Here is a 14338-nt window from a genome sequence, read left to right as displayed (position 1 = left end):
TTTCAGGTCGAGATGACCGACAGTCTCCTCGTGTACCCCCCGCTTATCGTCTCGATCCTGGATCGACCGGACTCAGTGTGTTCTCCACGGTCACGGAGCAGTACGGCTCCGACGAGTTCGCTCACCTGCGCGAGTACCAGCGCGGCGATATGCTCCGCGACGTCCACTGGAAGTCGAGCGCAAAACAGCCGGACGATGGCCTCCTCGTCGGTGAGTACGTCGATAACCGGACGCGAGAGACCCTTCGGATCGCCGTCGACGTCGCCGAGGGTGATCCTGACGAAGTGGCTGTGGCGGCCGCCAGCATCGCGGTCTACCTCCTCGACGACGGCTTCGAGGTCGGTCTCACCATGCCAACAGAGACGATCGAACCCGACACGGGACCAACGCACCGACGAGCGGTACTGGCCGCGCTCGCTCGGCTCTCCGACGGAACGCCGGACGACGATGCCCTCGACCGTGCAGACCTGCTTGTCAGCGGTGACGGGGACGTGACGGTCAGCATGGACCACGTGGCGGCACCGTTCGGCGACATCGTCGCGACACAGGGCGGCGACCGGGTCGGATACAGCGATCCCATTCCCAGCGAGAGCGCCACCCGGTTCGACGCCGGGGAGTCCCGGGAGGTGGCACCGTGAGTACGACCGACGCCGGGATAGCGGGCTGGATGCCGAGCGGCCTGGGTATCGGCTCGATATATCGGTATCTGGCGCTGGGTTCGATTCTGGTGCTCACGGCATCGTACGCCACGGTGTTACGAGATATCGCGATCATCGTCGACGATTCATCGGACGTCTTCGCGACGGTGCTCGTGTCGCTTCTCGTCGCCACCATCCTCGCGAAACTCGTCGCCGAACGGACCGCAATGTTGCTCGCGGCTGGACTGTTGGTGGTCGGCTACGGCTGGTATCTGGCGATGTCTCCGGGGACGATCCAGACGGTGATCGGATCGTGGGACGTCCTGCTCAACGACGCCGTGTCGCTGTTGACCGGACTGTCGATGGTCCAGATCGCCGATGCCGAGGTGTGGGCGGCGGGAACCGCGCCAGCACCCGTCTTCCTCTCGTGGTATCTTGCCGTCCGCGGTCGATACGTCGGCGGTGCGGCCGTCGGCAGTGTCGCATTGCTGGCGCTCGTGCTCACCGGCGACGTCGGGGCGCAAACAACACTGATCGGGGTTCTCGCCGCCGCCAGCGCGGTAGGGTTCGGGGAACTCGATCGGCGGGATGGCTCGTTCCGGCAGCTAGACGTCCTCGTCGTGGTGATAGTTCTCATGCTCGTGTTCTCGCTCTCGGTAAGCGTCGTTCCCGACGGGAGCGGGTCGCCGCTGGCACTCGACAGCCCCGGATCGCTCGGCGGGTTAGAGAACGGCGGGGACGCCGACACCGTCGAGGGGAGCCTGATGAATTCACCCGATCAGGTACAGGTGCAGGGTAGCGTCGACCTCTCGCCGTCAGTTCGGTTCACCGTCGAGAGCAACGAACCGGCCAACTGGCGCGTCGGCACCTACGACACGTTCACCGGCGACAGCTGGGTCCGGTCAGGCGGAAGGCAAAGCTACGATGGGCCGCTGCGCGGGCCGCCGGGGTCGACCGAAACGCTCGTCCAGAGCTACCGCGTCGAAGCCCAGACGAGTGCAATGCCCGCGGCGAACCAGCCGACGGAAGTCCGTGGCGGCATCGCCGACCAGACCGAAGTGACCGCAAACGGAGGCGTGGTGACCAGTCGGACGCTCCTCGAAGGGGACAGCTACGGTATCCGAAGCGAACGGCCGGACGCCTCACCGGACCAACTTCGCAAGGCAGGGACGGACTATCCCAGTGGTATCGAAGACCGGTATCTACAGCTACCGGGCGACCAACCGGAGCGAGTCGGTCAGCTAACGAGCGACATCACGGCCAACACTGACAACCCGTACGACTCCGCGGTCGCCATCGAACAGTATCTCGAAGGGGAGAAAGACTACTCGCTCGACGTCGACCGGCCCGACGGCAACATCGCCGACGGCTTCCTATTCGAGATGAATCAGGGCTACTGCACCTACTACGCGACGACGATGGCCGTGATGCTTCGGTCCGAGGGCATCCCTGCCCGGATGGCGACGGGCTACTCCACCGGGCAGTCTGTCGGCGATGACGAGTACGTCGTCCGCGGCCTGAACTCACACGCCTGGGTGGAGGTGTACTTCCCCAATGAGGGGTGGGTGACGTTCGATCCGACGCCGGGCGGCCCACGTGATAGCACCCGCTCGGATCGGATCGAGGACGAACGCGCCGCAGGGAACCCCCAGGTCGACACCAACGATAGCCAGAACGAACCGGTCGAAGAGGAAGACCCCAGTGGGGAAGACGAGAGGTCGTCAGAGGAGACCCTCTCACAGACTCCGGAGAACGCATCAACCGATGGGCTGTCCGGAGCCGACGCGTACCAGTCACAGGACGACGAACCGATAGTTCCGCTCCCCTCCCGGGAGACGATTGTACTGAGTCTCGTCGTGCTCTTCGGCGTGGCCGCTGGCGCACACCGCGCGGGCTACGTCGACCGGGCTCAGCGGACCGCACAGCTACACTGGCAGGGTGAGACGGGGGACCCCGAATCCGACGTCGAACGGGCGTTCCTCCGCCTCGAACTGCTGCTCGCCGGGGAACACAGCGACCGCGACCCCGCAGAAACGCATCGGGAGTACCTCACATCGGTCGACGATGTCGACGAACGGGTCGAACGGGTCGCACGGATCCACGAACGGGCCCGGTACGGCGGGACGATTACGTCCGACGAAGCCAGGGAGGCGATCCAGCTCGTCGACGAACTCGTCGCGGAGCGCAGTCGGCTTCGGCGTCTGTTCGAGTGAGTATATTCGACATTCGAGCGCTCGCAGTCGCAGAACAGCTGTCTGGCGTTGCACTCCGGTCCCGACAACGTTTAATATGATAGTAGCATACATTCACGTGTAATGTCGGAAGTCTGCTCGACGTGCGGGCTGCCCGAAGAGCTTTGCGTCTGCGAAGACGTGGCCAAGGAATCCCAACAGATAGAGATCCGCATTGACGAGCGCAGATACGGCAAAGAGGTAACGATTATTGATGGATTCGATCCCAACGACGTGGATCTGGATAGCCTGTCTTCGGACCTGAAATCCAAGTTCGCGTGCGGTGGAACCGTCGAGGACGGTCAAATCGAACTCCAGGGCAACCATTCCGGACGTGTCGAGGACTTCCTCAGAGACCGTGGGTTTACCGTTGCCTGACTGACTGCCGCCGGTCGTTCGACGGGTCGGCTGACCTCTCTCACTTTCTTCGCCGACGAGCGCCCGCTCTATCGGTCGTGTGACCGGACTGGATCGAGGTCGCGCTGGAACTCGTCGAACTGCTCCAGATCATCGGGAAGGTCGTACTCGAGTTCGCGTTCGGATTGCCTGTTCGCGTTGACGCCGTCAGCGTCGACGGGAACCGCTTTGTCCTCGAATCCGGGTTTGATTTTGACGCTTTTGGCTGGCATCCCGACCGCGATGTGGTGATCCGGAATGTCGGTCTGGACGACACCGCGCGCGCCGACGATGGCGTTCTCGCCGACGTGACAGCCGGCCCGGACCATCGCGTCGTAGGTGACGCGCGCGTCGTCGTCGACGGTCGTGTGGTAGTTCCGGACCTCCGTCTGGTCGACGATATCGTGATCGTGACTGTAGAGATGGACGCCGTCCGAGATGGAGACCCGGTCGCCGATGGTGAGTTTGCCGCGGTCGTCCAGATGCACGTCGTCGTGGATCACGACGTTGTCGCCGACCTCGATATTGTGGCCGTACGTGACCGAGATCCCCTTGAAGAAACGGCAGTTCTCACCACACTCCGCGAAGAGGTGGTTGGCGAGCATTCGGCGGAACCGGAGGGCGAACTCGACGTTGTCGGCCATCGGTGTCGCGTCGAACTGCCGCCAGAGCCACTGGAGGTGTTTCGAGCGCTGGAACTTTTCTTCGTCCTTCTCCGCGTAGTACTCGCTTTCCAACGTCGAGTTACACGGATCGTACCCCTGCAGACGGACCTGCTCGGCGGGCGAGACGTCCCCGCCCTGTTGCCACCGATTGTAGGCCTCGCGGTCACCGTGGAGGTCGACGAGTACGTCCTCGACGATAGCACAGGTATCCTCGTCCGATGCGAGTCGCCTGTCGATTTCGCCGATGAACGCCTCTAGGCCCCCTCGGCCTCCGCTGGAAGGCTTACGTGGCGCTTGGTCATGGGACATGTTATCCGCCGGAGCTAAAAGGGGTTTCCGTCCGGGTCTCCTTCGCCGCTTCTCTGAGGGGCGAGCTGACGGGACAGGACAGCGCCATCCGGGAGATCCGCTACCGGTCGTCGAACAGTTCGTCCATCGAGGCGTCGATGGGGTCGTCCTCGCCCGCGTCCGTCTCCACGCGATCGGTCTCGACGCCGTCGAGGAACTCCTCGAACCGTTCCGGGGTCGGGCCCTCGGCTTCGACGGCTGGCTCCTCGTCCAGTTCGACGACCTCGTCGGGATCGACGCCATCGATTTCGTCACCTTCGTTCCCGCCCTCCTCAGAGTTAATTTCCGCGGCGATCCGGTTTTCCATACAGACTGCTGGTAGCTGGAAGATAATAAATATACTCCCATTCTGGAGTTAATCTCTACACTGCTGTTTGCTCAAAATAATTGGCTCTTGCTCAAAAGAAAGTTTCCGCACGGTGAGTATCCGCACGCGCTAAGTATCCTCACTTCCAACGGGCATCTATGAACTACCGAACGCTCGGAGAGAGCGGCGTCGAAGTGAGCGAGGTCGGCTTCGGTGCGTGGGTCGTCGGCACTGACTGGTGGGGCGACCGTGACGAAGAGCAAGCGATCGAAATGGTGCGTCACGCTGTCGATCAGGGGATCACCTTCTTCGATACTGGCGACGTCTACGGTCACGGTGCCAGCGAGGAGATCATCGGCGAGGCGCTCGCGGACCGCCGTGAGGAAGTCACTATCGGCACGAAAGTCGGCTACGACTTCTACAACAACCCGCAGGCAGGTCACGGCGAACTCCCGAAAGAGGTCACGCCCGAGTGGATCGAGACCGCGCTCGACCGCTCGCTGGATCGTCTCGACACCGACTACGTCGACCTGCTGCAGCTACACAACGCCAACGTCGACGAGGTCGACCGAGACGTTCTGGAGACGCTCGACGAACTGAAAGAGTCCGGACGGGTCGGCTCGGTTGGCTGGGCGCTCGGCCCCTCCATTGGCTGGCTTGCGGAGGGCGAGGCCGCGGTCGAACACGAGTTCGACGCACTCCAGACCGTTTTCAACCTCTTCGAGCAGGGGCCGGGCAAACACTTCGTCGACGAGATCGAACGCACCGGCGCCGACACCAGCGTCATGGCCCGCGTTCCCCACTCCTCGGGACTACTCAACGAACAGGTGACTCCCGACACCGAACTCGGCGATGGTGACCACCGCTCGCACCGCCCGACGGCATGGTACGAGACCGGCTGGGAGAAACTGGAGCAACTCCGATTTTTGGAACGCGCGGAGCAACGCTCCGCGGCGGATTCGAGCGGTGAACAACCGCGAGAACACGGCGGCGAGCGCACCATGGCCCAGGCCGCCATCCAGTGGCTCCTCTATCACGACTCGGTCGCTACCGTCACGCCGACGTTCCGCACCACCGACGACATCGACGCGTGGGCGGCCGCGAGCGACGCGCCCGCCCTCACCGACGAGGAATACGAGCGCGTACAGGATCTCTACGCCGACAACTTCGGTATCGAGCGCGACGACGGGATGGATAACTACCGCTCCTCGGTCGGCGGCGAGGACATCGAGGCGGCGGACGTCCAGCCCGCGACTGGCGACTGATCGCGATCGGAGTTAACCCCGCTGCTTCGCTTCTGAAACCGCAAGAAAGCTCGGCACTTGTACTCTCAGGTTTCACTTTCACCGCGCGCTTCGTGAACCGTTACCACGTTTCGACGATGCCTTCCTGGACGTCTTCCGCACAGCCGCGGCAGTCGGGATGGTCGGCATCGAAACAGGCGGGCCGTCCGTCCGAATCGAGGCGGACGGCGCGGCGCTCGGCGTAGCGGCGACAGACGAGTCGCACCCGGCCCTTGTCGTCGCGCGGTAACTGTGCCGTTGTCTTCCCCTCGCGGTAGGACTCCTTCGCCTCGGCGACCTGTCGGCCCGCGTTCTGCAGGGTCGAACGAATGAACCGCTCGACGCGCTCGCGGTCAGGCACGGGGACCACCGACCGGTGTCATACCCCCGGGTTGGTGGTCTGGCCACTAAGACCCATCGGGGTGTAAAACCGAGCGTGTGACCAGATTCGTCTCTCATACGTGTCGACAGCAGTATGTCGCCGTACTCTTGCGGTTTTACTTCCGATGCGGCTCCCTGATATTTATATACGATCCCGGCCTACTCTCGGATGTCTCCCACCAGAAAACAAAGCGGAGACGAGACACACCATGAGCGATCTTCGAAACCACGCGGAAGACATACACGAACAGTTCTCGGACCACCTGGACGTAGACGTAGACGACATCGAGTCGCGACTCTCGAACCTGGTGGACGAGTACAAGGTGCCGGTCGACGAGGCGCGCCGCAGCGTCACCAACCATTACCTCGACGAGGCGGGGCAGAGCGCGACGCGCTCGGTGGCGGCGACGGCAGCGAACTCGTCGAACTGGCCGAGGTCGACGAGGCCGAACAGTGGGTTACGGTCGAGGCGAAAGTCGTCGACCTCTGGGAGCCACGGAGCGACTCCGTGGGACAGGTCGGCCTGCTCGGCGACGAGAGCGGGACGATCAAGTTCACCAAGTGGGCCAAATCGGATCTCGAGGAACTCGAAGCCGGCCAGGCCTACCGGCTCGGAAACGTCGTCACCGACGAGTACGAGGGCCAGCACTCGGTGAAACTCAACCGGACGACCACTATCGAGGAGATAGACGCGGAGATCGAAGTCGGCGACGACACCGAGGCAGTCGAGGGCGCGCTGGTCGATATCCAGAGCGGTAGCGGCCTGATCAAGCGCTGTCCCGAGGAAGACTGCACCCGCGTCCTCCAGAACGGCCGCTGTGCCGAACACGGCGAGGGCGAGGGCGAGTTCGACCTGCGTATCAAGGGCGTGATCGACGACGGCCTCGACGCCCACGAGGTCATCTTCGACAAGGAAGCGACCGAAGCGGTCGCCGACATCACCCTCGCAGAGGCAAAGGAAATGGCGATGGACGCGCTCGACACGACGGTTGTCGCCGACGAGATTTCCGGCAAACTGCTGGGCAAGTACTACCGCGTCGAGGGGCCGGTGTTCGGCCGCTACGTCCTCGCGGATGTCGTCGAGGAGCTGACGCGCCAGATGATGCTGAAGAAACGCTGATCAAAGCGAGGTCGATCTGATATGAGTGACGCACCATCCCGCGAGGTCGCACGCCGCGTCTTCGCCAGTGAGTTCAACGACGCAGGCTTCACGTTCAAGGAATCCGACGACGAGCGCGCGCCGGTCTACGCGCTCTTGCCGACGGGCGAGCACGCGAACCGCGTGTTCTTCGTCGGGACGCTGACCGAGAAAGAGGACGTCGGGGACGACAACGAGTACTGGCGCGGCCGGATCGTCGATCCGACCGGGACGTTCTTCGTCTACGCTGGCCAGTACCAGCCCGAGGCCGCCTCGATGCTCCGCGATCTCGAACCGCCGGAGTACGTCGCGGTGGTCGGCAAACCTCGGACCTACGAGACCGACGACGGCGAAACCAACGTCTCCGTTCGGCCCGAGTCGATCACGGTGGTCGACGACGACATCCGCGACCGCTGGGTCGTCGAAACTGCCGATCGAACGATCGATCGTATCGACACGTTCGATCCCGAAACGGACGAGTACGCCGCAATGGCCGACGAGGAGTACGAACTGCCGCTCGAAAACTACCGTCGGGACGTCGTCACGGCGCTGGAAGACCTGGAGGAGCAGACCGCACCGAACCCGGACTGAGCGGGACACCGCGTTTCGACGGCGGTTACCGCCGATCCAGTTTTTTGCTGGTGCCGATCCCGGCAGTATTGATCCCGGAGTGAGACGTTTATATCAGTGGCTCCGCTACTCCCGACGACGTGATCCCAGGGACCGACGAGTACGGCGTAGACGTGAGCGTGGACCCGACAGCCGTCGAGTCGCTACTCGACGTCGGACCGGAGGATGTCGAACCGGCGGCAGAACTCTCCTTCGCGAGGAACGTGTTCGTCCCACTCACGACCGCGTGTCGGTACACCTGCACCTACTGCACCTACTTCGACGCGCCGGGCGAGGCGACGCTGCTTTCGCCCGAAGCGGTTCGCGATATCCTGCAAACCGGCGCTGACGCGGGCTGTACGGAGGCGCTGTTTACGTTCGGCGACGACCCCGACGACCGCTACACAGCCGTCAACGACCAGCTTTCGGAGTGGGGCCACGATTCGATCCACGAGTACCTGCGGGCGGTCTGTAAAATCGCGCTGAATGAGGGAATCCTCCCCCACAGCAATCCCGGCGATCAGAGCTACGAACAGATGGCGACCGTCGCGGACCTCAACGCCAGCATGGGCGTCATGCTGGAGACGACTGCCGACCTCGACGTCCACGCGGGCCCGCGCCAGAAGACGCCGGGACAGCGGCTGAACACGATCAAAAACGCGGGGCAGCTTTCGGTCCCGTTCACGACCGGTATTCTGGTCGGCATCGGCGAGGACTGGCGCGACCGGGCGGAGAGCCTGCTTGCGATCCGCGCGCTGCACGAACGGTACGGCCACATCCAGGAGGTGATCGTCCAGCCGGTCAGCGAGAACGAGCGCTGGCAGGACGGGTCGCCCGACATCGCAACGATGCGACGCGTGGTCTCGATGGCGCGTGTCGCGCTTCCCGAGGAGGTCTCGGTCCAGGTCCCACCGAACCTCGCTCCCGCCAGAGAACTGATCGACTGCGGTGTCGACGATCTGGGTGGCGTCTCGCCGATCACCGACGACCACATCAATCCCGAGTACGCGTGGCCGGCGCTGGACGAACTCGAAGCGATTGCGGACTACGCCGGGGTGCCCCTTCGCGAGCGCCTACCGGTGTACGAGCGGTTCTTGCCGCCCGAACTGCGCTCTCCCGGGTTCGACGGTATCGTCGCGGAGGGAGACGACTGGCTCTCCGAGCGCGTCGTGGCCGCCATGACCGAGCAATCGCCGGCCGGTAAGCGCTATCGCGGCATTATCGCGGACGATTAGTCGTCTGCTGCCGGACGGGGTGTCTTCGGACGATCGAGCATCGGCGTCCCGTCGGCGCGCGGGCCGAGCAACGGGCCGAGCGGGTCGTCGTCGCCGTCGAGTCGCCGCCGCTTCCGGTAATCCGTCGAGCGCTCGACGGGGACGCGGCCGATCGACTCGATCATCTCGACGTACTCCTCGAAGGTGCGGATCTCGCCGTAGTCCCCGCCCGCACGCTTGGTGATCTCCTCGGAGAGGATCGTCCCCATGAAGTCATCGGCCCCGCAGTTCAGCATCTTCAGGCCCTGTTCGTCGCCGTACTTGACCCACGAGGACTGGATGTGCTCGATGTTGTCGAGAAAGAGCCGCGAGACCGCGATCATCAACTCGTCCTCGTCGTCGCTCGCGCCCCCTCGACCAGTCCCTGGCGGTAGAGCGGGGTCTCCGGGTGGATGAAGCTGAGTGGGACGAACTCGGTGATCGCATTAGTTCGGTCCTGGAGCTCTCGTACACGTTCGAGATGCATCGCCCGGTGGGCGGCGTTTTCGACGTGGCCGTACATGATCGTTGCAGTGAGATCGAGGCCGGCGTTCGCGGCCCCTTCCATCGCCGTCAGCCACTCCTCGGTTCCGACCTTGCCGGGACAGATCGCTTCACGGACCTCCGGAACGAGTATCTCCGCGGCGGTGCCGGGGACGCTGTCGAGGCCTGCCTCGCGCAGTCGGCGATACACTTCTTCGTACTCCCAGTCAGTGCCGCGGCGAGCGTGATAGGCCTCCTCCGGCGTCACCGAGTGGACGTGGATGTCGTCGACGTTCATCGCCTCTATCTGCTCGACGTAGGTGCCGGGATCGGCGTCGTACTCCTCGGGTGGGGTGTACTGAACCTCGGCGTCGTCGAGCGATTCCAGGATCTCGCGATGCTCGTCGTCCAGCGCGAAGGCGGGATGGAGTCCCGAGACCGAACAGACCTCGTAGATCCCCATGTCGAGCGCGCCGTCGACGATATCGCGGGACTCGGCGGGCGTCTTGGTGAAGCCGTCGTTCTCGCCCTCGTAGTCGCTCTCGAATCGCTGGGCGGCGTCCTTGAAGTTACAGAACAGACAGCCAACGTCACAGGCTGTCGTAACGTTGTTGTTGAGGTTCGCGACGAAGGTCACTTCCTCGCCGACGACCTCGGCGCGGCGGCGGTCCGCGGCTTCGAGCACCTGTTCTTTGCGCTGGCGGTCGATGCCCTCGCTTTCGCTCCCGGTCGTGAATAACTCGATGGCGTCGTCGACCGTGAGTCTGTCACCACTCCGCGCTTTCGCCAGCGCGTTTTCGAAGGACTGGTCGCTGGTCGGAGTGTGCTCGAACCGTAGCGACGGTTCGTCGTCCACGTCCACGCCCGTCTCGAAGCCGTCGGCCATCACCCGAGTTAGGGGACTCCGTGGTAAAAACGTGCGTGGGTTCGGACGGGGGCGCTCGTTAGGTTCCGGCAGGTACATAATCCGCGACTTCGGGAGTTGGAGTATGACCAGCGTCAAGCAGTTCCGCGTCGACAGGGAGGCGACCGCCGACGAACTCGGTCGGGGCGCGTTCGTCTTCACCGACGCATACTCGGTGTTCGACTGGGGCCAGATGCCGGACGAGATTCCGGAGAAGGGGGCCAGCCTCTGTGCGATGGGCGCGTACAACTTCGAGTTGCTCGAACGCGAGGGCGTTCCGACGCACTACCGCGGCGTCGTCGAGGACGGCGAAGTCCTCCCGCTCGCGGACGTCGACGCCCCGCCGACCGAGATGGCGATCGATCTCACGCAGGTCCCCGACCTGCCACACGAGGGGCGTAGCTACGACTACGACGCCTACCACGAGGCCGCGGGCGAGAACTATCTCGTCCCCCTGGAGATAGTGTTCCGGAACCGCGTGCCGGTCGGCTCTGCCTGCGCCGCCGGACCGCCCCGGCCGATCACGGCCTCGACCTCGCGGAGTGGCCGGACGAGGCGGTCGACCTCGACGAACCGGTCGTCGAGTTCTCGACGAAGTACGAGGAGTCGGACCGGTATCTCGACCGCGGGGAAGCCGACCGGATCGCCGGCATCGCGTCGATCGATGACCTCGAAACCGTCGCCCGCGAGGTCAACCGCGTCGTCACCGAGCGCGCCGAAGCGGTCGGGATGACCCACGAGGACGGGAAGATCGAGTGTCTGCTGTACGACGACGAGATCCGCGTCGCCGACGTCGTCGGCACGTTCGACGAGAACCGGTTCAGCTACGACGGCCAGCAACTCTCGAAGGAGGTCATCCGCCAGTACCACAAGCGCACCCAGCCAGACTGGGTCGAGGCCGTCGACGCCGCGAAAGCCGAGGCAAAAGAGACCGACGTCGCCGACTGGCGAACGCTCTGTGATGTCCAGCCCCAGTCACTCGACGAGGTCGTCATCGAGACCGCACGCAGTATCTACACTGCCGGTGCGAACGCCTATCTCGGCCGAGAGCTGTTCGACGCGCCGGGCCTCGACGAGGCCGTTGCCGCGGCGCGAGAGCTGTAGCGTCCCTGAAATAGAACATTTAAAACCTGTCGTCTACTTCAGTGGGAACAATGGTAGATCCGACTTCAGATCTCGAGGAGGACGTCACTGAAGACGACGCCCCCAGATGCGTCGTCTGCGACGTGCCGATCATGGGGGACCCGTCACACCGTGTCCGGAGCTGGGTGGACGACGGAGCGGTCGAACATCGACATTTCTGTTCGGCGTCCTGCGAGGACGAGTGGGACGACGCACACTGATATCTTCGTATTCCGGTCGTGTCTCCGGTCCGCCAGCGATAGCTCCTGCCCTTGCGAATACCGAATTGACTAAGAGCGTGGCATCCCGCAGTGTAGGTAATGACAACGCTGGGTACCGCCAGCGCAGACCCCGGAGAGATCGAAACCGGGCGACTGCAAGTCGGCGAGACCCGTGACGGCAGCCCGGTGGGATTGCCGGTCGCGGTGATCAACGGAGCTGAGGACGGCAAACGACTGTACCTCCAGGCGGCGAGCGATGGCGACGAACTGAACGGCGTTGGAGTGCTCCGGGAGTTCGTACCCCAGGTCGATCCCGCGGCGCTTGCGGGAGAGATCCTGATCGTCGGTATCGTCAACTACCACGCCTTCCAGGTCGCAGAGCATCGTAATCCGATCGACGACACCAAGATGAACCGCGTCTATCCCGGCGACCAGAACGGAACATCGAGCGAACGGATCGCGAAAGCGACTTTCGACATCGCAGCGGGGTCGGATCTCGTCGTCGATCTGCATCAGGGTTCGACCAGCCGGATGATCAACGAGACGCGGGTCCGCTGTGGCTCACGCCATCGTAAACACCGGGCCTGTCTCGACCTGGCCAAGACGTTCGGCTGTGGCTATATTCTCGATCAGAAAGGGCCGGACGGACAGCTGCCCGGGCCGCGCCGGACGAGGGGGTCCCGACGATAGATCCGGAACTCGGCGGCGCTGTCGGCCTCGACGAGGAGAGCGTACAGAGAGGCGTCGAGGGGCTGTTCAACGTCCTCCACGAGTACGACTTCCTGTCCGGAATGGGCGAGGTCGAGCCACAGATCCGCGCGTCAGGCTTCGATCAGTACGGCTCCCCCTCCGGAGGGATAGTCGATTTCCAGACGGATCTGGGCGACCGGGTCTCGGCGGGCGAGACGCTCTTTACGATCACCGACGTCTTCGGCACGGTCAAATCGGAGGTCACCGCGGACAGCGACGGCGTGTTCTGGCGGACCCGTCGCCTCCCACAGGTCGCGACGGGCGAGTACGTCTGCTCGGTCGGGACCAGCATCGACACCTACTGAGCGTCGGGTGCCGTCATCGGACTGCGAAACGTTCTTGGCTCTGATGTGTGTGAGTATCGCACAGACGACGGCAGCACCCCTGCTGCCCTGCGAGTACTTGACCCATGACGACTGATCTCCACTGCCGGTCCTGTGACAGAACGTACGCCGCGAGCGCCGAGGAGCCGTGGCGGTGCGTCTGCGGCGCACCGCTGGATTACGCCGAACAACCGCTCCCCGGCCGAACCTCCCCGCCGGTCGCCCGCTCGATCGACCGAAACCTCGGACTGTGGGCGTTTCAGGAGTTCCTTCCCGAACCGCCGCTGGTCACGCTGAACGAGGGGTTTACCCCGCTGGTCGACAGCGACGACTGGAACGCACAGTTCAAACTCGAGTATCTGTTTCCGTCGGGAAGCTACAAGGACCGCGGCGCAACGCTGACGCTGTCCCGGGCCGCGGCGCTCGACGTCGAGAAAGTGATCGAGGACTCCTCCGGTAATGCGGGTGCGGCAATCGCCACCTACGCCGCCCGCGCCGACATCGAGGCCGACATCTACGTCCCTGCGGACGTGAAACAGTCGAAACTGGTCGCCATCCAGCGGGCCGGGGCACGCCCGATCCGTGTCGAGGGGTCGCGTGCGGACGTCACCGAGGCCTGCCTCGACGCCGTCGAAAGCGGCGAGGGCGAGGGAGCGGTCGACGGCCCACACCAGTCCGGGACTGGCTGGTACGCCAGCCACGCGTGGAACCCCGCGTTTTACGCCGGGACGGCCACGCTCGCCTACGAGATTGCCGCCCAGCGCGAGTGGTCGGTGCCGGACGCGGTCGTCGTCCCGCTCGGCCACGGCACCCTGTTCCTCGGCGCGTATCTTGGGTTCAGCGCGCTCCGGGACGCCGGCTACACCGACGCTATGCCTCGATTGCTCGGCGCGCAGGCGGTCGGCTACGATCCGATCGCCAGCGAACTCCACGGTGACGACCCCGAGGAACCGACGAACGCCCTGACCGAAGCGCTCGGCAACGACGAGAGCGATCCGGAGCCGAACACCCTCGCGGACGGCATCCAGATCCGGAACCCGGCGCGGAAAGGCCAGCTTTTCGATGCCATCGAGCAGACCGACGGCGACGCGATTGCGCTGGACGACGACGACGTCGAGAGCGAACTCGATCGGCTCCACCGCAACGGATTCTACGTGGAACCGACGAGCGCAGTCGCGACGGCCGCCCTCCACGAGTACCGCGACCGGGGCGTCCTCTCCCCGGACGACGACGTGGTCGTCCCGCTCACCGGGAGCGGCATGAAGACGCTCTGAACGGGCCGAACT

10 protein-coding genes and 5 pseudogenes are annotated in these 14338 nt (G+C 64.2%); 11 read left to right on the top strand and 4 right to left on the bottom strand.

The genetic code is table 11. The features are described from left to right. The first annotated feature begins 77 nt into the window (after positions 1 to 77). The 3 genes from ACFQH2_RS16205 (at position 78) to yciH (ending at position 3247) form a co-directional block, all read left to right on the top strand. The gene (locus ACFQH2_RS16205; protein ID WP_377076927.1) at positions 78 to 638 is read left to right on the top strand and encodes a DUF58 domain-containing protein; all 561 of its coding nucleotides are present in this window, start codon (positions 78 to 80) and stop codon (positions 636 to 638) included. Next, positions 635 to 2851, top strand: coding sequence for a transglutaminase TgpA family protein (locus ACFQH2_RS16200; RefSeq protein ID WP_377055383.1), 2217 nt, complete (start codon positions 635 to 637; stop codon positions 2849 to 2851). Before ACFQH2_RS16205 ends, ACFQH2_RS16200 begins: the two co-directional genes overlap by 4 nt. Before the next feature lie 102 nt (positions 2852 to 2953). Next, positions 2954 to 3247, top strand: a complete 294-nt coding sequence (yciH, locus tag ACFQH2_RS16195) for a stress response translation initiation inhibitor YciH (RefSeq protein ID WP_377055381.1) — start codon at positions 2954 to 2956, stop codon at positions 3245 to 3247. Between the two features lie 68 nt (positions 3248 to 3315). Here yciH and ACFQH2_RS16190 read toward each other — a convergent pair. Next, a pseudogene (locus ACFQH2_RS16190) lies at positions 3316 to 4232 on the bottom strand (acyltransferase). A 107-nt stretch (positions 4233 to 4339) separates the two neighbouring features. Next, positions 4340 to 4585 (bottom strand): hypothetical protein, encoded by a 246-nt coding sequence (locus ACFQH2_RS16185; RefSeq protein WP_377055377.1) that lies wholly within the window; start codon positions 4583 to 4585, stop codon positions 4340 to 4342. Positions 4586 to 4743: 158 nt separating this feature from the next. Here ACFQH2_RS16185 and ACFQH2_RS16180 point away from each other — a divergent pair, with 158 nt between their 5' ends. Beyond that, complete coding sequence (locus ACFQH2_RS16180) at positions 4744 to 5850, top strand: aldo/keto reductase (protein ID WP_377055375.1); 1107 nt, start codon at positions 4744 to 4746, stop codon at positions 5848 to 5850. Positions 5851 to 5950: 100 nt separating this feature from the next. Here ACFQH2_RS16180 and ACFQH2_RS16175 read toward each other — a convergent pair whose 3' ends face one another. Beyond that, complete coding sequence (locus ACFQH2_RS16175; RefSeq protein WP_377055373.1) at positions 5951 to 6229, bottom strand: DUF7091 family protein; 279 nt, start codon at positions 6227 to 6229, stop codon at positions 5951 to 5953. A gap of 229 nt (positions 6230 to 6458) precedes the next feature. Between ACFQH2_RS16175 and ACFQH2_RS16170 the strand changes: the two are divergent. The 3 genes and pseudogenes from ACFQH2_RS16170 to cofG all read left to right on the top strand — a co-directional run bounded on the left by ACFQH2_RS16170 (position 6459) and on the right by cofG (position 9231). Next, positions 6459 to 7389: pseudogene (locus ACFQH2_RS16170) on the top strand (replication factor A). A 1-nt stretch (position 7390) separates the two neighbouring features. Next, positions 7391 to 7978: an RPA family protein gene (locus tag ACFQH2_RS16165; protein ID WP_377055369.1), complete on the top strand. Its 588-nt coding sequence runs from the start codon at positions 7391 to 7393 to the stop codon at positions 7976 to 7978. A gap of 119 nt (positions 7979 to 8097) precedes the next feature. Beyond that, positions 8098 to 9231 (top strand): 7,8-didemethyl-8-hydroxy-5-deazariboflavin synthase subunit CofG, encoded by a 1134-nt coding sequence (gene cofG / locus ACFQH2_RS16160; RefSeq protein ID WP_377055367.1) that lies wholly within the window; start codon positions 8098 to 8100, stop codon positions 9229 to 9231. Here cofG and cofH read toward each other — a convergent pair. Continuing rightward, a pseudogene (gene cofH / locus ACFQH2_RS16155) lies at positions 9228 to 10618 on the bottom strand (7,8-didemethyl-8-hydroxy-5-deazariboflavin synthase subunit CofH). The gene cofG and the pseudogene cofH overlap by 4 nt on opposite strands. A 103-nt stretch (positions 10619 to 10721) precedes the next feature. Between cofH and ACFQH2_RS16150 the strand changes: the two are divergent. From ACFQH2_RS16150 to ACFQH2_RS16135, 4 genes and pseudogenes are all read left to right on the top strand, one after another. Beyond that, a pseudogene (locus ACFQH2_RS16150) lies at positions 10722 to 11740 on the top strand (phosphoribosylaminoimidazolesuccinocarboxamide synthase). 50 nt (positions 11741 to 11790) lie between these two features. Next, on the top strand, positions 11791 to 11979 hold the full coding sequence (locus ACFQH2_RS16145; RefSeq protein WP_377055361.1) for a DUF7576 family protein: 189 nt from the start codon (positions 11791 to 11793) through the stop codon (positions 11977 to 11979). 99 nt (positions 11980 to 12078) lie between these two features. After that, positions 12079 to 13034 (top strand): annotated as a pseudogene (locus tag ACFQH2_RS16140) (succinylglutamate desuccinylase/aspartoacylase family protein). A gap of 104 nt (positions 13035 to 13138) precedes the next feature. After that, positions 13139 to 14326 (top strand): pyridoxal-phosphate dependent enzyme, encoded by a 1188-nt coding sequence (locus ACFQH2_RS16135; RefSeq protein WP_377055357.1) that lies wholly within the window; start codon positions 13139 to 13141, stop codon positions 14324 to 14326. Positions 14327 to 14338 lie beyond the last annotated feature (12 nt).

Source organism: Natronoarchaeum sp. GCM10025703, assembly GCF_042661985.1.
In the GTDB taxonomy this organism is placed as follows: Archaea; Halobacteriota; Halobacteria; order Halobacteriales; family Natronoarchaeaceae; genus Natranaeroarchaeum.
The sequence above is the reverse complement of the archived record's forward strand: the minus strand, read 5'-3'. Positions and strand labels throughout refer to the sequence as shown.